Origin of the sequence: Buchnera aphidicola (Eriosoma lanigerum), assembly GCF_964059125.1 — a bacterium.
In the GTDB taxonomy this organism is placed as follows: domain Bacteria; phylum Pseudomonadota; class Gammaproteobacteria; order Enterobacterales; family Enterobacteriaceae; genus Buchnera_D; species Buchnera_D aphidicola_C.
In genome coordinates this window covers 435,757-456,275 of sequence record NZ_OZ060395.1, presented here as the reverse complement: position 1 = coordinate 456,275, position 20,519 = coordinate 435,757, and the positions used below count along the sequence as shown (strand labels likewise).

Annotated in this window: 13 protein-coding genes and 3 tRNA genes; 12 read left to right on the top strand and 4 right to left on the bottom strand. The window is 23.1% G+C overall.

The window, feature by feature from the left end:
* Window positions 1-60: 60 nt before the first annotated feature.
* Window positions 61-711 carry a DsbA family protein gene (locus AB4W75_RS01900; protein ID WP_367679283.1) on the bottom strand — a complete coding sequence of 217 codons (651 nt, stop codon included), beginning with the start codon at window positions 709-711 and terminating at the stop codon, window positions 61-63.
* Window positions 712-1,001: 290 nt separating this feature from the next.
* On the opposite strand from AB4W75_RS01900, the gene mutS reads away from it, so the two are divergent.
* The 8 genes from mutS to cysC all read left to right on the top strand — a co-directional run bounded on the left by mutS (window position 1,002) and on the right by cysC (window position 12,809).
* Window positions 1,002-3,545, top strand: a complete 2,544-nt coding sequence (gene mutS, locus AB4W75_RS01895; RefSeq protein WP_367679282.1) for a DNA mismatch repair protein MutS — start codon at window positions 1,002-1,004, stop codon at window positions 3,543-3,545.
* 295 nt (window positions 3,546-3,840) lie between these two features.
* Window positions 3,841-5,661 carry an assimilatory sulfite reductase (NADPH) flavoprotein subunit gene (locus AB4W75_RS01890; RefSeq protein WP_367679281.1) on the top strand — a complete coding sequence of 607 codons (1,821 nt, stop codon included), beginning with the start codon at window positions 3,841-3,843 and terminating at the stop codon, window positions 5,659-5,661.
* Window positions 5,661-7,376, top strand: a complete 1,716-nt coding sequence (gene cysI, locus AB4W75_RS01885; protein ID WP_367679280.1) for an assimilatory sulfite reductase (NADPH) hemoprotein subunit — start codon at window positions 5,661-5,663, stop codon at window positions 7,374-7,376. Before AB4W75_RS01890 ends, cysI begins: the two co-directional genes overlap by 1 nt.
* 14 nt (window positions 7,377-7,390) lie before the next feature.
* Window positions 7,391-8,128 (top strand): phosphoadenylyl-sulfate reductase, encoded by a 738-nt coding sequence (locus AB4W75_RS01880; RefSeq protein ID WP_367679279.1) that lies wholly within the window; start codon window positions 7,391-7,393, stop codon window positions 8,126-8,128.
* Window positions 8,129-8,408: 280 nt separating this feature from the next.
* Window positions 8,409-9,791 (top strand): siroheme synthase CysG, encoded by a 1,383-nt coding sequence (gene cysG / locus AB4W75_RS01875; RefSeq protein WP_367679278.1) that lies wholly within the window; start codon window positions 8,409-8,411, stop codon window positions 9,789-9,791.
* Window positions 9,792-9,843: 52 nt separating this feature from the next.
* Window positions 9,844-10,755 (top strand): sulfate adenylyltransferase subunit CysD, encoded by a 912-nt coding sequence (gene cysD / locus AB4W75_RS01870; protein ID WP_367679277.1) that lies wholly within the window; start codon window positions 9,844-9,846, stop codon window positions 10,753-10,755.
* Between the two features lie 13 nt (window positions 10,756-10,768).
* Complete coding sequence (cysN, locus tag AB4W75_RS01865; RefSeq protein ID WP_367679276.1) at window positions 10,769-12,202, top strand: sulfate adenylyltransferase subunit CysN; 1,434 nt, start codon at window positions 10,769-10,771, stop codon at window positions 12,200-12,202.
* 1 nt (window position 12,203) lies between these two features.
* Window positions 12,204-12,809 carry an adenylyl-sulfate kinase gene (gene cysC, locus AB4W75_RS01860; RefSeq protein WP_367679275.1) on the top strand — a complete coding sequence of 202 codons (606 nt, stop codon included), beginning with the start codon at window positions 12,204-12,206 and terminating at the stop codon, window positions 12,807-12,809.
* 1,022 nt (window positions 12,810-13,831) lie between these two features.
* Here cysC and eno read toward each other — a convergent pair.
* From eno to glnS, 3 genes are all read right to left on the bottom strand, one after another.
* Window positions 13,832-15,136 (bottom strand): phosphopyruvate hydratase, encoded by a 1,305-nt coding sequence (gene eno / locus AB4W75_RS01855; protein WP_367679274.1) that lies wholly within the window; start codon window positions 15,134-15,136, stop codon window positions 13,832-13,834.
* 52 nt (window positions 15,137-15,188) lie between these two features.
* Complete coding sequence (locus AB4W75_RS01850) at window positions 15,189-16,844, bottom strand: CTP synthase (protein WP_367679273.1); 1,656 nt, start codon at window positions 16,842-16,844, stop codon at window positions 15,189-15,191.
* A gap of 367 nt (window positions 16,845-17,211) precedes the next feature.
* A complete protein-coding gene (gene glnS / locus AB4W75_RS01845; RefSeq protein ID WP_367679272.1) occupies window positions 17,212-18,873 on the bottom strand; it encodes a glutamine--tRNA ligase in 1,662 nt (553 codons plus the stop codon).
* Window positions 18,874-19,104: 231 nt separating this feature from the next.
* Here glnS and AB4W75_RS01840 point away from each other — a divergent pair.
* The 4 genes from AB4W75_RS01840 to rpiA all read left to right on the top strand — a co-directional run bounded on the left by AB4W75_RS01840 (window position 19,105) and on the right by rpiA (window position 20,408).
* Window positions 19,105-19,179 (top strand) — tRNA-Met (locus tag AB4W75_RS01840).
* A gap of 38 nt (window positions 19,180-19,217) precedes the next feature.
* Window positions 19,218-19,299, top strand: a tRNA-Leu gene (locus tag AB4W75_RS01835).
* Window positions 19,300-19,332: 33 nt separating this feature from the next.
* Window positions 19,333-19,407 (top strand) — tRNA-Gln (locus AB4W75_RS01830).
* A gap of 335 nt (window positions 19,408-19,742) precedes the next feature.
* On the top strand, window positions 19,743-20,408 hold the full coding sequence (gene rpiA / locus AB4W75_RS01825; protein WP_367679271.1) for a ribose-5-phosphate isomerase RpiA: 666 nt from the start codon (window positions 19,743-19,745) through the stop codon (window positions 20,406-20,408).
* Window positions 20,409-20,519 lie beyond the last annotated feature (111 nt).

Genomic DNA, 20,519 nt, shown 5'->3' with positions numbered 1-20,519 from the left:
TAAAATAATTATTTTAAATTATAAAATTTAATTTTGTTTTATTTTTAGTAATCATATATGTTATTTTTTATGAATTAAATATTTTATAATATTAATATATTGTGAAAAAAATATTGTTTTAGATGTAGTATAGAGAGATGTATTATTGAGAATATATTCTCCATTAATGATTGTTGTAGGTACATATTGTAAATAAATTTTATCAATATATTTTTGATTTTGAATGATTAAATTATAAACAGTATAACTATTCCATAGTAGATTATATTCTTTTTTGTTAATTTTTGTACATTGAATAAATATTGTTTCTATATTATTTTTATTTAAAACAGAATTTTTTTGATGAATTAATTCAAAAATTGGAATTATAATTTTTTTTTCAACATGTATAGCCTGTGCCATACACCAAATATGTGTTAAAATTTTTCCAATTTTGTTATTAATTATGTTAACATGACATATTTTTATTTCTTTCTTTAAATTATTGATATTATTTAATTTTTCATATAAATGATATTTTTTTTCTAATGTATAACAATGAGGACAAAAAAAAGAAAAATATTCTACTATTTTATGAATATTATTAATATGTTGAGGCAAACGTATATAATGTTTCCCTTCTACAAAGGATTGTGCAAATATATTAAATGAAAATATTATATTGACAATAGTAATAATTAATAATTTTTTCAATTTTTTTATTAATGGCATAGTTAGTAATTTACTATAATAATTAGATTATGATTATATTCACAATTTATTTTTTATATTTTTAATTCAATATATGTATATATTACCATTTTTATGATTTATTATATATATATTTTCATTAATTTTATTTTTTATATTTTATATAATATATATTATAATTAATTTTATTTATTATTTATCATTTATTATTTATATAGAACAAATAATTTTTATTATGATAAATAGTATTTTAAAATACACCAACAAATAATTAACTACATAAAGTTACTAATATTTTGTATTTTTTATTTATGAAAAATTTTAATAAAAATAATCAATCCATTGTTATTAATTCAAATAGTAAACATTCCCATACTCCGATGATTAAACAATATTTATTATTGAAAGAACAATATCCTAATATGTTGTTATTTTATCAGATGGGAGATTTTTATGAGCTTTTTTTTAATGATGCTAAACAAATTTCAAATTTATTAAATATTACATTAACTAAAAGGGGGTATATTAATAATAATGTACCTATGGCAGGTATTCCTTGTAATAATATTAATGTTTATGTATCAAAATTAGTAAAATTAGGTAAATCAGTTGTTATCTGTGATCAAATAGGAAATAAATTATTAAGAAAAGGGTTGTTAGAACGTAAAGTAGTAAAAGTAATAACACCAGGAACTATTACAGATGAAGATTTTTTATCAGAACATACAGATAATTTAGTAGCTTCTTTATATGAACAAGATAATATTTTTGGGTATGCTACATTAGATTTAGCTTCAGGTAGATTCTATGTTTCAGAATATTATAATCCAGAATTACTATTATCTCGAATTCAATGTACTAATCCTCAAGAATTGTTATATCCTGATAATTTTTCATATATGTATTTAATTAGTGATAGAAAAGGATTAAATAAACGTTCTAGTATAGATTTTTCAGCTTGTTCTTCTAAAAAAATATTAAAATTACATTTTGGTTCTGAAAAATATAAATTATTTGAAATTAATCAAGATGGAGCAGCGCTTTCTGCATCTGGTTGTTTGTTAAAATATGTAAAGTCTATGCATTATAATTATTTACATCACATACGTTGTATAAAAAAGTTAAATAATGAAGACTATATTTATATGAATGTAGCAACTATAAAACAACTTGATTTAGTAGAAAATATATCTGGTAATGTTTCTAACACGTTATATTTTGTTCTTAACCATACAGTAACGAGAATGGGTAGTAGAATGTTAAAAAGATGGTTATGTATGCCAATACGTAATCAATTAATTCTCCAAAATAGACAAAAAAGTATTTTAGAATTACAATCACATTATTTAGAATTACAAAAATTACTTATTCGCATTTCTGATTTAGAAAGAATTACTTCACGTTTATCATTAAGAACTGCTTTACCTAGAGATTGGTTATTGTTAAGAATTTCATTACGAATATTACCCAAAATTAACGATTTATTATTAAAATTAAAATCAAATAATTTAAAAAGTTTATCTTTATTAATTAATACTTATCCTGATTTAATAGATTTATTAGAAAAAGCTATAGCAGAGTTTCCTTCAAATTCTATTCGTGAAGGAAACGTAATTGCTGATCAGTATAATTTACAATTAGATCAATTAAGGACAATTAAAAGTTCAGCTCATGATGTTTTAATTAATATAGAAGTAGAAGAAAAAATTAAATATGGTATCAATACCTTAAAAATTAATTTTAATAGCTTAATTGGTTATTATATTCAAATTAGTAATAAATATTTACATTTAATTCCGAAAGAATACATAAAAAAGCAAACATTAAAACATTTTACTAGATATACTTTTCCATCATTACAACAATTTCAAGAAACTTTTTTAACAGCAGAATTTAGATCTGTTGAATTAGAAACTATATTATATGAAGAATTATTTGATTTAATTTTTCCTTATTTAGAAAAATTGCAAATGACTTCTAAAGCTTTATCTGAATTAGATGTATTAACAAATTTATCTGAACGATCTATAACATTAAATTATGTATGTCCAATTTTAACTGATAAAAAAGAAATAAGATTAAAGAAAAGTAGACACCCAGTCATAGAATTATTGCCTGACGTATCATTTGTAGCTAATGATATTAATTTAACACAGTTAAAAACAATAATGGTGATTACTGGTCCTAATATGGGAGGAAAAAGTACATATATGAGACAAATTGCTCTTATTGTAATTATGTCTAGTATTGGAAGTTTTGTTCCTGCTAAATATGCTCGAATAGGTATTATTGATAAAATATTTACTCGTATAGGATCTGCAGATAATGTATTTAAAAAACAGTCTACTTTTATGCTTGAAATGGTTGAGTTAACTAGTATTCTAAATTTTTCTACAGAAAATAGTTTGGTTTTAATAGATGAAATTGGAAGAGGTACTGCTACTAATGATGGTTTATCTTTAGCCTGGTCATGTTTAGAACATTTAGCTAAGAATATTAATTCTATGACTTTATTTGCTACTCATTATTTTGAATTAACTTATTTATCTAATATATTAAGTATGATAAAAAATTTATTTTTCAGTGTGTTAGAACAAGATGGAAAAATTATTTTTCTACATACTATTAAGCCAGGAGTTTCTAAAAAAAGTTATTCTTTGTCAGTTGCTGAATTAGCTGGATTACCTAATTCAATTATTTCTAGTGCTAAAAAAAAATTAAAAGAATTAGATATTAGATTATTAAAGAATAACAAATCTATTGATATAATTAATTTTATTTCATCAGTAGAACCTGATAAAATCTCTCCTAGAGAAGCATTAAATTATATTTATTTATTAAAAAACATGTTGTAACTTTAAATATAAAATTAATTAATCATAAAAATACATAATATAAAGTATACTAATAATATAATTAATTTCTTTATATAATTAAATTATTAGTATATATTTTATTTGAATATATATGTAAAATATATATTTTTAATAACGCATTATTATTACAATATAACTCTAATAGTAATGTGACTATCATATTTATGGATTGTTTTCATTAATCACGTATATAATAGATTTTATATTATTGATATAATTGCATTTTCATTTTTATTTTTTTTAAATATATATTTATAAATGGATATTTAATACAATGAAAAATAGTGAAATATCAAACTTTTTATTTCCAATGACTTCTGAATTATTATCATCTCTCAAAGTTGATGCTAGTCTTTTATCAAATTCTCAATTAATATGGTTATCCGGTTATTATTGGGGTAAAGCTCATAATAATGTAAAAGATAATAACTCTGTAGAAACTAATATTGATAAAGAAATGACTGAAATTGTGACAGTTGTTTCTGCTTCTCAAACTGGAAATGCTCAAGATTTATCAACAATTTTTTTTAATGAATTACAATTAAATAATATTCAATCACGATTAGTACAAGCTTGTGATTATTCATTTAAAAAAATTTCTAAAGAACAATTTTTAATAATTATTACTTCTACTCAAGGAGAAGGGGAACCTCCAGAAGAATCAATAGCTTTTTATAATTTCTTAAAATCATCAAAAGCTCCTGATTTAAAAAATCTATATTTTTCTGTATTTGGATTAGGTGATTCTTCTTATGATTTATTTTGTCAAGCAGGAAAAGATTTTGATAATCAGTTAAATAAATTAGGAGCTCAACGATTGATTGATAGGGTAGATGCGGATATTGAATATAGTGAAATAGCAAAAAAATGGCGTACTGAATTAATAAATATATTAAAAGTTAAATTAAACAACAGAAAGATAAACAAGAATGATTTTTCTATAACTAATATTCAACATCCATTATCAATTAAAACTAATCAATTAATTACAAAAGAAAATCCATATTCAGGAGAATTATTAGTTAATCAAAAAATTACTGGTCGTGATTCTGTTAAAGATATTAGACATATTGAAATTGGAGTATGTAATTCTAAGATTCAATATCAACCTGGTGATTCATTAGGAGTATGGTATGAGAATGATTCACAATTGGTAATTGATATTTTAAAAATATTTAATATTAATCGAAATGAATCAGTAATAGTTAATAAACATTGTATGAGTATATTTATTGCTTTATCAAAATATTTTGAATTAACAGTTAATACTAATCATATTGTTATTCAATATGCTCAAATTACAAATAATAATAATTTAAAAAAAATAATATTGGATAAAAAGAAATTAAGTTTTTATTCCAAAAATACTTCTATAGTAAATATGTTTTATGAATATCCATGTACATTAACTGCAGAACAAATGATTGGTTTTTTAAGACCTTTATTACCTAGATTTTATTCAATTTCTTCTTCTCAAAAATTATATAATGATGAAGTACATATTACAGTTGGAGTTGTTCAATATTTTTCAGCTAATCGTTTATGTCAAGGAGGAGCATCAAGTTATTTATCTTATCGGATATCGGAAGATAGTAAAATTCGATTATTTATTCAATCTAATAAAAATTTTCGATTACCTAAAGATGATAAAATTTCTATTATTATGATTGGTCCTGGTACAGGTATAGCACCATTTCGAGCTTTTATGCAAGAAAGAGATTATTTAAAAGCTCGTGGAAGAAATTGGCTTTTTTATGGAAATAATACTTTTACTGAAGATTTTTTATATCAAAGAGAATGGCAAAATTATTTTAATAAAGGATTATTAACTAAAATTGATTTAGCATGGTCTAGAGATACTCAAGAAAAAATTTATGTTCAATATAAATTATGGGAACAAGGAGAAGAAGTGTGGGATTGGATAGTTAATGGAGCGTATATTTATATTTGTGGAGATAAATTGAATATGGCCAAAGATGTGGAGTCAGTATTATTAAAAATTTTTATAAAGTATGGTTCTATGAATGAACAAGATTCATATGAATATTTAAACAATTTACGAATCAATAATCGATATCAAAGGGATGTTTATTAATGAGTAAAAATATAAAAATTAAATTACATAATGAAGTAAACAAATTATCTGATTTTGAACGTATTAAAGAAGAAAGTAATTATTTAAGAGGTACAATTGTTGATGATTTAAATGATACTTTAACTAATGGTTTTAAAGGAGATAATTATTCTCTTATTAGATTTCATGGTATGTATCAACAAGATGATCGTGATATTCGAATTGAACGGATGCAACAAAAGTTAGAACCAAAATATGCAATGATGCTACGTTGTCGTTTACCCGGAGGTGTAATTACACCTAAACAGTGGTTAAAGATCGATGATTTTGCTAGCAAACATACATTATATGGATCTATTCGTTTAACAAATCGTCAAACTTTTCAATTACATGGAATTTTAAAAAATAACTTGAGAAAAATTCATCAAATTTTACATGATGTAGGATTGGATTCTATAGGAACAGCTAATGATGTAAATAGAAATGTATTATGTACTTCTAATCCTGTTGAGTCTTTTTTACATTATGAAGTATATTCATGGGCAAAAAAAATATCTGAACATTTATTACCTAGAACAAAAGCTTATGCAGAAATTTGGTTAAATCAAAAAAAAATAATAACAACAGAGAATGAACCTATTCTGAGTAAAACATATTTACCTAGAAAATTTAAAACTGGAATACTTATTCCACCTCATAATGATATTGATTTACATGCTAATGATATGAATTTAATTGCAATAGCAAAAGAAGAAAAATTAATTGGTTTTAATGTGTTGGTTGGAGGTGGTTTATCTTTTGAACATGGGAATCATTCTACTTGGCCATCGTTATCTACAGAATTTGGTTTTATACCTTTAAACAATATATTAAATGTTGTAGAAGCAATAATTACTACTCAAAGAGATTGGGGTAATCGAGTTAATAGAAAAAACGCTAAAACTAGATATACATTACAAAAATATGGAATACAAAAATTTAAAAATGAAGTAGAAAATAGATCTAATGTGAAATTTTCATCAATTCGTCCTTATAAATTCTTGATGAGAGGAGATCAATTTGGGTGGAAAAAAGGAATTAATGGTAAATGGAATTTAACATTATTTATACCAGGAGGTAGATTACGGGATGATGTAAATCAACTTTTAAAATCAGGTTTAATAGAAATTGCAAAAATTCATACTGGCGAATTTCGTTTAACTGCTAATCAAAATATAATTGTTGCTAATATTGATAATGCTAATAAAACAATTATTGAAAATTTAGCTTCTCGTTATGGATTTATGGTTTTAAGATCACCATTAGAAGAAAATTCTATGGCTTGTGTTTCTTTTCCTACTTGCCCATTAGCTATGGCTGAATCTGAAAGAATTTTATTATCTTTTATTAAAAAACTTGAAAATATTATGATTAAGTATTCAGTAAATAATGAAAAAATTATATTTAGAATTTCTGGTTGTCCTAATGGATGTGGTAGATCATTATTAGCAGAAATTGGATTAGTTGGTAAATCTCTGAATCGCTATAATTTGTATTTAGGTGGAAATACTATTGGAACAAAATTAGCAAGTTTATATGCTGAAAATTTAAATGAATCTGAATTATTTGATAAATTAGATAATTTAATTCAATTATGGTCTAATAAACGTCAATTAAATGAAAATTTCGGTGATTTTTGTATTCGTTATAATATAGTAAAAGAAATCAAGAATTCTATATTAGATTTCTGGAATTAAAAAAGGAATAAATTATGTCAAAAATTAATTTAACAAATTTAAATAATTTAGATTTTTCTACAAAAAAATCTATATTACATGAATATAATATGTTATTTAAAGAATATGATATTAGTAAACGTATAAATTGGATTTTTAATAATTTACCTAATAATATTGTAATCACATCTAGTTTTGGTTTGCAATCTATAGCATTTTTACATCTTATAGTAACACATCAACCAAATATTCCTGTAATTTTAATTGATACTGGTTATTTATTTTCAGAGACATATTGTTATATTGATTTAATTACTGATTCTTTAAAATTAAATTTAAACATATTTCGTTCTTATCTTTCACCAGCATGGCAAGAATCACGTTATGGAAAATTGTGGAAGAAAGGTGTTGTAGGACTAAAACAATATAATGAAATGAATAAAATTGAACCAATGAAACGCGCATTAAAAGAACTATCAGTTATGACTTGGATTTCAGGACTAAGACATGATCAATCTAATTTTCGTTCAAATTTAGAATATTTTTCTATTCAACATAATGTATTAAAAGTTTTACCTATGATAGATTGGAATACAAAATTAGTAAATAAATATATAAAAAATAATAATTTATTGAATCATCCACTATGGAATAAAGGCTATTTATCTATAGGAGATATTCACACTACACATAAATATCAAGTTGGTATGTTACCAGAGGATACTCGTTTTTTTGGTTTAAAAAGAGAATGTGGTTTACACGATAAATTATAATAGTATTAAATTATTCATCAATAATAATTTATTTTTTTTTAACTATTCAATATTATTTAATTCATAATGTATATAAATATATTGTAGTATAAAATATATGATGTAATTATCAATTAATTGTTGTTATATTTATATGTCTTATATTTATGAATGTATATCATTTTTTATTAATTTTGTTTTTATTGTGATAGTAATTTTATATAATATAATATTTAAATTAAATATTTATTTTAATTAATACAATATAATTAATATATTAGTTATTATTGATAAGGAATATGTGAATTATCTTCCAGTTTTTGTAAATTTAAGATCTAAATTTGTTTTAGTAGTAGGTGGAGGGATAGTATCTGAACGTAAAATTCAATTATTATTGAAAGCAGGAGCAAAAGTTAATGTGTTATCTGATAATTTATCTCCAAATTTAATTTTATTAAAAGAACAAAATAAGATTATTTGGATTAATGATAAATTCCATGAAAAATACTTAAAAAAAATATATTTAGTAATTGCTGCTACTAATAATGAAATATTAAATCAAAAAATATTTGAAATAGCTAATAAAAAATTTATATTAGTTAATGTAGTTGATGATTTAGAAAAATGTTCATTTATTTTCCCTTCTATTGTAGATCGTTCACCAATTATTGTCGCAGTTTCTTCTAGTGGAACTGCTCCAGTATTATCACGTTTAATTAGAGAAAAAATAGAAGCTATATTACCTTTTAAATTAGGTAATGTTGCTAATTTAGCAGGAAAATTGCGTAATACAGTTAAAAATTTTTTTTTAAATTGTTCTGATCGTCGTTATTTTTGGGAAAAAATTTTTAATGGATCATTTGTTAATTATGTACTTCACAATAATTTAAAGTTAGCTATACAGAATTTTTATTCAGAAATGAAAAATGATTCTACTTTACATGGAGAATTAATTTTAGTAGGAGCAGGACCTGGAGATTTGGGGCTGTTAACTTTAAGAGGTTTTCAAGTTTTACAGCAAGCTGATGTGGTTTTATATGATTATTTAATTCAAAGAGATATGTTAAATTTAGTTCGTCGCGATGCTCAATGTATTTGTGTAGGAAAAAGAGTAAATGATAAAAAATCTTGGAATCAAAAAGATATTAATAATTTAATTGTAGAATTAGTCATGAAAGGTAAAAAAGTTGTTCGATTAAAAGGAGGAGATTCATTTATTTTTGGAAGAGGAGGAGAAGAGTTAGAAGCAATAAAAAAAATAGGTGGTAATTTTCAAGTAGTCCCAGGGGTAACAGCTGCTATTGGAGCAGCATCTTATGCTGGAATTCCCTTAACACATAGACAATATTCTCAAAATTTGTTTTTTGTTAATGCTTATTCACATGATTTTTCTAATGTTATTGCTTGTTTATCTTTATCTAAATTATCATATACAATAGTAATTTATATGGGAAGAACAAAATGTGAATTAATTGTTACAACTTTAAATAATCATAGTTTTTCGATAAAAACACCTATTGCTGTTATTTCTCAAGGTACTACTATGAAACAACAGGTTTTAATTGGTACTTTAAGTAATTTAGTAGAATTGATTAATCAATCAACTAGTCCAACTATATTAATTATAGGAAAAGTAGTATATTTTCATGATAAATTAAAATGGTTTAATGACATTAACAAATAATAATTACATTAAATATAAATTATTATTTAATATTTATGAAAGATAAAAGATTATGCAAAAACATCGTTTTACTTATTTACGTCAATTAGAATATGAAAGTATTTATATTTTTAGAGAAGTAGTTGCAGAATTTAATTACCCAGTAATGTTATATTCAATAGGAAAAGATTCTTCTGTCATGTTACATTTAGCTAAAAAAGCATTTTTTCCAGGAAGTTTACCGTTTCCATTGTTACATATTGATACTGGTTGGAAATTTCAGGAAATGTATACTTTTCGGGATAATATAATAAAAAAAAACAATGTAGAGTTAATTGTTTATATAAATCCGGAAGGAATTTCTTCTAATGTTACTCCTTTTACTTATACTAGTACACAATATACAGATATTATGAAAACTGAAGGATTAAAACAAGCTATAAATAAATATAAATTTGATGCTGCTTTCGGAGGTGCTCGTAGAGATGAAGAAAAATCTCGTTCAAAGGAACGAATTTACTCTTTTCGAGATGTTTTTCATCGATGGGATCCTAAAAGACAACGTCCTGAATTATGGAATAACTATAATGGTCAAATTAATTTAGGAGAAAGTATTCGTGTTTTTCCGCTCTCTAATTGGACTGAATTAGATATATGGGAGTATATTTTTTTAGAAAACATAGAAGTAGTACCTTTATATTTTGCAGCTAATCGTCCTGTTTTACAACGGGAAGAGAAATTGTTGGTTATTGAAGATAATACTAAAATTTGTATGCAAGCAGATGAATTAATTACTCCAAGAATGGTTCGTTTCCGTACTTTGGGATGTTGGCCTTTAACTAGTGCAATAGAATCTAATGCACAAACTTTACCTGAAATTATTAATGAAATGTTAAGTACTACAATGAGTGAACGTAGTGGAAGGATAATTGATCATGATCAACAAAATTCTATGGAATTAAAAAAACGGCAAGGATATTTTTAAGGATAATTTATACATGAACATTGTTGTTTCAAAAGATAAAAATAATATATTCGATAAATATTTTAATACTAAACAGAATAAAAGTTTATTAAAGTTTTTAACTTGTGGTAGTGTAGATGATGGTAAGAGTACTTTAATAGGTTGTTTATTACATGAAACTAAACATGTTTATGATGATCAATTGTTATCTTTATATCAAGATAGTAGACGTCATGGAACTCAAGGAAATGATGTAGATTTTGCATTATTAGTAGATGGATTACAAGCTGAACGAGAACAAGGAATTACTATTGATGTAGCTTATCGTTATTTTTCTACTAATAAAAGAAAATTTATTATTGCAGATACACCAGGACACATACAATATACTAGAAATATGGTTACAGGAGCTTCTAATTCTTCATTAGCAGTATTACTAATAGATGCTAGAAAAGGTATTTTAGAACAAACTAGAAGACATACTTTTATATCTAATTTACTTGGAATTAAGCATTTAATCATAATTATTAATAAAATGGATTTAGTAGATTATAATGAAATAGTTTTTAAAGAAATTTGTAAAAATTTTTGTGATTTTTTAAATAATACAAAATTTAAATTAGAAGTATGTTATATTCCAGTGTCTGCTTTATTAGGTGAAAATATTGTTGTAAAAAGTATAAATATGCCTTGGTATATTGGAGATACGTTGCTACAAATATTAGAAAATATTATTATTCCTGATGTTTCTGAGAGTAGTTCTTTAATTTTTCCAGTACAATATGTAAATAGACCAAATTTAGATTTCCGTGGTTATTCAGGTACTATTGCTTCAGGAACAATTCATGTTGGAAAAAAAGTTCAAATTTTACCTTCAGGACTGCATACTTCAATTAAAAAAATTATTACTTTTGATGGTAATTTAAGTATTGCTAAATCTAGTCAACCAATTTCTTTAGTATTAAACGATAACATAGATATTTCTCGTGGAGACGTTATTGTTGATGTTCATTCTATGTTAAAACCTGTAAGAGAAGTTTGTATAGATATTGTTTGGATGTCAGAGACACCATTATGTTTAAAAAAAAATTATTTAATAAAAGTAGCTGGAAAGAAATCGCGCGTATATATAAAAAATATTTTGTATAAGAGAGATATTAATACTTTTAAAAAACAATATGTGGAATCATTATATTTAAATGATATAGCTTGTGTTAATGTTATTTTTGATGAGTTATTGATTGTGGATACTTACAAAAGTAACGCAATCATGGGTGGTTTAATTTTTATTGATCCAATTAGCAACCATACTATTGCAGCAGGTATGATAAAAAATCTTATTGTATCTAAATATAATGATAATTATAAAAATATTGATTTTTTTAAATTAGAATTAAATTCTTTAATTTGTCGTTATTTTCCGGAATGGGAAACAAAAAGTTTGACAAATATGGAGGATAAAGATTAATGTGAAAGAATTTAATAATTTAAATATTAGTATACATAATCATATTATTAATCGTTATCAACGAGAAAATCTTCATGGTCATAAATCGCTAGTATTATGGTTTACTGGTTTATCAGGTTCTGGAAAATCTACAATTGCTAGTAAATTAGAAGAATTGTTATTTAAAAGAAAAGTAAGTACTTACTTATTAGATGGTGATAATTTAAGACATGGTATATGTCGAGATTTAGGATTTACCGAATTAGATCGTAAAGAAAATATCAGAAGAGTAGGAGAAATCGTGAAGTTGATGATTGATGCAGGATTATTAGTTATTACGGCATTAATATCTCCTTTTTCTAAAGATCGTAATATAATAAAAAATATTGTAGGTTGCAGTAATTTTTTAGAAATATTTGTTGATACTCCATTAGAAATTTGTGAAAGTAGAGATCCTAAGGGTTTATATAAAAAAGCTAGGTTAGGAGTAATATCTAATTTTACAGGTATTGATTCTCCTTATGAAAAACCAGATAATCCTGATATATATTTAAATGGAACTGTTTCCATAAAGATTATTATGGAAACAATTATAGATGAATTAAAAATTAGAAAGATTGTTGTTTAATTATTAACATTATTTGAATTATTATAAAAAATTTTGTTTTAACAAACTATTTATATTAAAAAATATAATATTTTATCTATATATAATTACAAATATAAAAATTTTATTAAATTTTTTATTTTGATAATAATTATTGATTTAGTTGCAGAAGTCCATATATCTATATATATGGACTTTAACATGATAAATAACATAATAATTAATATTTATTAAACACTATTTATATTTAATAAATAATATAAATATTAAAAAAAAAATTTAATATTTATATTTTCTAATTAATAATTATTTATAAATTTTATATATTAATATCATATAAATATTTATTTTTTTTTTTTAATCACAATTATTTTTTAAAATTAACTATTATATTTTAATTATTTTATTTTAGCTATAAATTATATGTGTTATATTTATATTTGTATGAACAATTCAATAAAAATTAATTATATATATTTTATTTTTAATATTTTATTAAAGATTATTCATTTGATTTAAATATTATTATTTAAACATATTTAATTTATTAATATATCGAATAAATATACTATTTATATTGATTGAAAATATTATTTTTACAATTATAAATATAATTAATATAAAATATTATATTTATTTTGAATTTAGAATTTATATTCTCAAACCAACAATATATAAATATATAAAAATCATCATATATTTTATGTTATTAAATGTGTTAATAATATTTATTAAATATTTTTAAAAATATATTCATTAGATTTATAATATTAATGACAATATTATTATAATATTTATATATAGAATTTTTAATTAAATGAAACTTATTAAAATTATTCTGTATATATATGTTGTTGCAAAATAATGAAGGATATTTCATATATAATAGTATATAAATATATGTATATAGAAAATTTAAAATGAATTTTAATCAAATCAATCGTATCAATTTAATTAATATCATTCGATACGATTGATTACATATATATAAATTTAATATTTCAATATTTTATTTTATTAATTATTTTTTATTTAAAATAATTTTATATAATTTTTCTTAGTTCTTTTTTCCCATAAAAAGGTGCTAGTTTTTCTCCTAATTTTTCTTCAATTCTCATCAATTGATTGTATTTTGCTAAACGATCTGATCTACTCATTGATCCTGTCTTAATTTGTCCAGATGCAGTACCTACAGCTAAATCAGAGATACTAGTGTCTTCTGTTTCTCCAGATCTATGTGAAATAATTGTAGCATAATTTGATTCTTTTGCTAATTTGATAGCAGATAAAGTTTCAGTTAGTGTTCCAATTTGATTAAATTTAATTAAAATTGCATTAGCAATGTTTTTTTTAATACCTATTTGAAAAATTTTTGTATTAGTAACAAACAAATCATCTCCTACTAATTGAATTTCTTTTCCTAATTTCATTGTTTGATATTCAAAACCATTCCAATCTAATTCTGATTGCCCATCTTCTATTGATACAATGGAATATTTTTCAGTCAAATATTCTAAATAATGTGTAAACTCTTTTGAAGAAAAACTTTTTTTTTCACCATGTAAATAATATTTTTTAGTATGTGTATCATATAATTCAGAAGCAGCACAGTCTAACGCTAAAGTGATATCTTTACCTAGAACATAGTCAGTTTCTAATATAGCTTGTTTAATCATTATTAAAGCTTCTTCATTAGAATTTAAATTAGGAGCATATCCACCTTCATCACCTACTGAAGTATTCATACCTTTTTTTTGTAATATTTTATGTAATTTATGAAATATTTCAGCTCCAATACGTATTGCTTCCTTGATATTTTTTGCACTAATTGGTTGAATCATAAATTCTTGAATATCAATGTTATTATTTGCATGTTTACCACCATTAATAATATTAATCATAGGTAATGGCATAGAAAACGTTCCAGGGTGATTATATAACTCTGAAATATATTGATATAAAGGTATTTTTTTTGAATAAGAAGCTGCTTTTGCTGTAGCAAGAGATACTGCTAAAATAGAGTTAGATCCTAATTTTGATTTATTATCAGTTCCATCTAATTTGATCATCATTTCATCAATATTTTTTTGATCAATTGCGTTTTGTTGGTGTAACAATTCATTAATATTATTATTAATTAATTTTACAGCATTTTTAACTCCTTTACCCAAAAAGTAAGATAATTCACCATCTCTTAATTCTAATGCTTCTCTTGTACCGGTAGAAGCACCAGATGGAACTGAAGCTAATCCTATTGATCCATCATTTAGATGAACTTCAGTTTCTACAGTAGGATATCCACGTGAATCAATTATTTCTCTAGCAATGATTTGTTTAATATTTGACATATTTTCCTCATTAATAATGATATAGATCATGTAAATAATGTATTTATTTAAATTATAATTTATCTTTTTTATTGATATTGTATTTATTAGATGCTTTAATAAAGTCGATAAATAAAGGGTGTCCCTCTCTTGGATTAGAAGTGAATTCAGGATGAAATTGACATGCAATAAACCAAGGATGGTTGTTTAATTCAATGATTTCAGCAAAATTATTTTTTATTGAGTAACCAGAAATTTTTAATTCAGATATATATATAGAATTTAATAGTTTATTATTAATTTTATATCTATGTCGATATCTTTCAATTATAGTATCTAATCCATAAATATTTCGAACTAAACTATTTTTTTCTAAAAAACAAGTTTTACTTCCCAGTCTCATAGTTCCTCCTAATTGTATTTTTTGCTCATTTTTATTAATTGTTTGTTTATTTCTTTGATTTTGTAATTGAACAATATTATTAATAATTATTGGATATGTACAATTAGAAGAAAATTCTGTAGAATTAGCATGCTTTATACCAATTACGTTTCTAAAGAATTCTATTACAGCAAGATGCATACCTAAACAAATTCCAAAATATGGTAATTTGTTTTCTCTAGCGTATTGAATTGATTTTAATTTTCCTTCTATTCCACGATTTCCAAATCCACCTGGAATCAATATTCCATCTAATTTTTTTAACAAGTAAATTCCATTTTGTTTTTCTATATTATTAGAGTCTATAAGTTTAATATTAATTATAGTACTAGTTTTTAAACCAGCGTGCTTTAAAGCTTCAATAATAGATTTATATGCATCAGGAAGAGATATATATTTACCTATAATTCCAATTGTAATATTATGTTTTCTATGAGATTCTTCATATATTACTTGTTCCCATTCTGATAAATTAGCTTCCGGTGCTGTAATGTTAAAATGTTTACAAATGTAACTGTCAACTCCTTGTGATTTTAATAAGTTAGGAATATGATAAATAGAATTAAGATCTTGTAGCGAAATTACTGCTTTTTTAGGAACATTACAAAATAAAGCAATTTTTTCTTTTTCGTGATTTGGAACTGGTTGTTCTGAACGACATATTAATATATCAGGTTGTATTCCTATGGATAATAGTTCTTTAACTGAATGTTGTGTAGGTTTTGTTTTGATTTCTTGTGATACTGCAATATAAGGTACTAATGTTAAATGTATATAAATTATATGTTTTTTATTCAAATCAGAAGACATCTGACGTATAGCTTCTAAAAATGGTAAAGATTCTATATCTCCTACAGTTCCTCCGATTTCTACTATAGCAATATGACTGTTGTCAGCACCTTGTATAATTCTTGCTTTTATGGCATTTGTAATATGAGGTATAACTTGGATAGTAGAACCTAAATAATCACCTCTTCTTTCTTTTTTTAATACTTCTGAATAAATACTTCCTGTTGTAAAGTTATTATTTTTTGTCATTTTTTTTCTAATAAATCTTTCATAATGTCCTAAATCTAAATCTGTTTCTGCTCCATCTTCAGTAACAAATACTTCTCCATGTTGAATAGGACTAATAGTGCCTGGATCTACATTAATATATGGATCTAATTTTATAATTGTAACGTTTAGACCGCGTGCTTCTAATACAGCAGCTAAAGATGCTGCAGCAATTCCTTTACCTAATGATGATACGACTCCACCAGTTATAAAAATATAGTTCGTTTTCATACTAAGCCAGCAATGTAAGATAAAATGAAAATAGAATAATAAAATATTTTTTTTGTTTTAAAATTATGTATTGTTAGTATTAATAATTATGTTATATAAACATATTTGTTTATAATATGGTTATTTTATTAAATATTATATAGATGAGATATATATTATCGTATATTACTTGATTACAAATAAATATCTTTAAATATATATTAGTAATATTATTTAAATCATATTAATTTTTTTATATATTGATACAAATTGTTATATATTTAATTAATTTTTTTATCATATATAAATTTATGTTTTTTTATTAATAATAAAGATTAATTTGAATATTAATATATTTATTAATGTGTGTCTCATATAAAAATTATATTTATTTTTTATGATTATGATCATTTTTGTTTTTATCTTTTAATGTAGTGATTTGATTAAATATTAAATTATTATCTTTTATTGATTCTATGTAAAAATATCCTTCTCTTTCAAATTGATATGTACAAGGTAAATTATTTTTATTTATGTTAGATTCAATAAATCCTTTTTTTATTATTAATGATGTTGTATTGATATAATTTAAAAATTTTTTTTCATTTTCAGGATTTTTAATATTAAATAATTTATTATATATACGAAATTCTGCCGTATAGGAATAAGTTAAAGAAACCCAATGAATAACTCCATTAATTATTCTATTTTTTGGTTGCTTTCCTAATGTACTATTATCGTATGTACAAAATATATTTATAATATTATCATTCGAATCTTTTTCTATTTTTTGTACTTTAATAATGTAAGCATATCGTAAACGCACTTCTTGATGTAAAGTTAATCGTTTATAATTTGGATTATCTTTTTCAGAAAAATCATTTCGATCTATATATAATTCTTGAGTAAATAATAATGTTCTTGTTCCTAATTCTGGTCTAGTAGGATGGTTAGGAACTATTAATTTTTCAACATGATTGATTGGAAAATTAATAATAACAACTTTAATTGGATTTAATACTGCCATACGTCTTGGTGCTGTATTATTTAATTCTTGACGAATACATGATTCTAGTAATGATAATTCTATTATATTTTCTTGTTTAGTTATTCCTATTTTTTCACAAAAATTAATTATTGATTGAGCAGTATAACCTCTTTTCCTTAGTCCAGAAATAGTTGGAATTCTGGGATCATCCCAGTTTTCAATAATTTTGTTATTAATTAAAATTTGTAATTTTCTTTTTGACAAAATTGAATATTCTAAATGCAATCTAGAATATTCATATTGATGAGGTACATGTTTGATGTTAAGATTTTTTATTATCCAATCGTAAATTTTTCTATTATCTGAAAATTCTAATGTACATAAAGAATGAGTAATGTTTTCAATAGCATCTGAAATACAATGACTAAAATCATATGTTGGATAAATATACCATGAATTTTTACTTGTTTCATGAGGAGTAAATATTATTCGATATAATACTGGATCTCTCATAATCATAGAATTAGAATTCATATCAATTTTTGCTCTCAAACAAGCACTTCCAGATTTAAATTGACCTTTTTTCATTTTTTCAAATAAAATTATATTTTTTTGAATTGTATGATTTCGATAAGGACTGTTTTTTCCAGGAAGTGTTAGTGTTCCACGGTATTCACGAATTTTTGTTTTATCTAATAAGTCGACATAAGCTAAGTTTTTATTAATTAATTGAATAGCATATTCATATAATATTTCAAAATATTCTGAAGTATAACGAGTTTTACCATTCCATTTAAACCCTAGCCATTGTATGTCTGATTTTATCGATTTAATATATTTTATTTTTGTTTTGTCTGGATTTGTATCATCAAATCTAAGATTACAGTGACCTTGATAATCACGTGCTATTCCAAAATTTAAACAAATTGCTTTAGCGTGACCTAGGTGCAAGTAACCATTTGGTTCTGGAGGAAATCTTGTTTTTATATAAGTAAATTTTTTTGTTTTTAGATCATGAGTAATAATTTTTTTTATAAAATTGTTTTTATTTTTTTTTATCATATTATTATTATTTAATTTTTTTTAGAGTGTGTTATATTTTTTCTTATTATATATAATTTTCAAATAAAATTTAAATTTTATATATATATATATAAATATGTATATTTTCAGTATTATTTGTATAAGAAGAGTATACATCTATTGATGTAATAATAAAAATATAGTATGATATTTAAAATATTTTTAGAATATTAGAATATAAATTTTAATTTAAAAAATTAAAAATATTTAGGCTATGTAGCTCAGTTTGGTTAGAGCACAGCACTCATAACGCTGGAGTCATGGGTTCAAATCCCATCATAGCCATGATATTATGTAAAATATAATCATGTAATACTAATTTAGCGGAAGTGGCGGAATTGGTAAACGCACCAGATTTAGGATCTGGCATCGAAAGATTTGCGAGTTCAAGTCTCGCCTTCCGTATAAAAATAAATAACAATAAATTATTTCCTCTAATGGGACATAGCCAAGTGGTAAGGCACCGGTTTTTGATACCGGCATTCCCTGGTTCGAATCCAGGTGTCCCAGCCATATATATAATAATATATTACAGTTTGTATTTATATATAGAATCTGATTAATTAATATACTTATTTCAATCTCTTAATTTACTTTTTTGGTTTAAAAATAATTATTTTATGGTTTTTTACTTAATAATATTTTATTAATTAAATTATATAAAAGTAATGTTTGATAATAATAAAATATAATTTATAGATATTTAATTTAATTAAATTTTTATAATTTATTAATATTATTATTTTGTAAGAAAAAAATTCTAATTATGTTTTATATCATTAATAAAAATATAAAATTGATAAAACATTACTTTTTATAAATATTATAAATAACCAGGTTCACAAATTATGATTATTGATCAATTAAAACAATCTGTTGCATGTGCTGCTTTAAATTATATTTCTCCAAATACTATTATAGGTATAGGAACTGGTAGTACAATTGATTATTTTATTCAATCTTTAGATCGCATTAAACATTTAATTCGAGGAGCTGTTTCAAGTTCTTCTTCTACAACAAGATATTTAAATCGTATAGGTATACCAATATTTGATTTGAATGAAGTAGGTTCTGTTGTGTTATATGTAGATGGAGCTGATGAAGTGAATGAAAATTTACAAATGATAAAAGGTGGTGGAGAAGCATTAACGAAAGAAAAAATTTTAGCTGCTGCTTCTAAACAGTTTATTTGTATTGTAGATGAATCTAAACAAGTGCAAGTATTAGGGAAATTTCCTTTACCTATTGAAATTATACCTATGGCTTGTGCTTATATTATTACTGAACTGAATAAATTAGGAGGAGAATCTAAAGTACGAAAAAATGTACTTACTGATAATGGAAATATAATTATTGATGTATATAATTTAAATATTCATGATCCTATAGCAATGGAAAAAATAATAAATGCATTACCAGGTGTAGTTACTGTTGGTTTATTTGCTAAAAGAAAAGCAGATATTTTGCTTGTAGGAACTACTAATGGAGTAAAAAAGATTATAAACACTAGTTAAAATACTATTTTTAGTGTATTAATTTATTTTTATTTTAAATAAATTTTTATAGAGAACAGTTTTCATAATAATTAAATAATAATTTTCATTTTTTTAGATTAAATATGATTA

What these genes read in the sequence shown, in the direction of transcription:
- cysI (WP_367679280.1), top strand. Translation starts at nt 5,661, where the DNA reads ATGAGTAAAAATATAAAAATTAAATTACATAATGAAGTAAACAAATTA.
- rpiA (WP_367679271.1), top strand. Translation starts at nt 19,743, where the DNA reads ATGATTATTGATCAATTAAAACAATCTGTTGCATGTGCTGCTTTAAAT.
- AB4W75_RS01880 (WP_367679279.1), top strand. Translation starts at nt 7,391, where the DNA reads ATGTCAAAAATTAATTTAACAAATTTAAATAATTTAGATTTTTCTACA.
- cysD (WP_367679277.1), top strand. Translation starts at nt 9,844, where the DNA reads ATGCAAAAACATCGTTTTACTTATTTACGTCAATTAGAATATGAAAGT.
- AB4W75_RS01850 (WP_367679273.1), bottom strand. Translation starts at nt 16,844, where the DNA reads ATGAAAACGAACTATATTTTTATAACTGGTGGAGTCGTATCATCATTA.
- glnS (WP_367679272.1), bottom strand. Translation starts at nt 18,873, where the DNA reads ATGATAAAAAAAAATAAAAACAATTTTATAAAAAAAATTATTACTCAT.
- mutS (WP_367679282.1), top strand. Translation starts at nt 1,002, where the DNA reads ATGAAAAATTTTAATAAAAATAATCAATCCATTGTTATTAATTCAAAT.
- cysN (WP_367679276.1), top strand. Translation starts at nt 10,769, where the DNA reads ATGAACATTGTTGTTTCAAAAGATAAAAATAATATATTCGATAAATAT.
- eno (WP_367679274.1), bottom strand. Translation starts at nt 15,136, where the DNA reads ATGTCAAATATTAAACAAATCATTGCTAGAGAAATAATTGATTCACGT.
- AB4W75_RS01890 (WP_367679281.1), top strand. Translation starts at nt 3,841, where the DNA reads ATGAAAAATAGTGAAATATCAAACTTTTTATTTCCAATGACTTCTGAA.
- AB4W75_RS01900 (WP_367679283.1), bottom strand. Translation starts at nt 711, where the DNA reads ATGCCATTAATAAAAAAATTGAAAAAATTATTAATTATTACTATTGTC.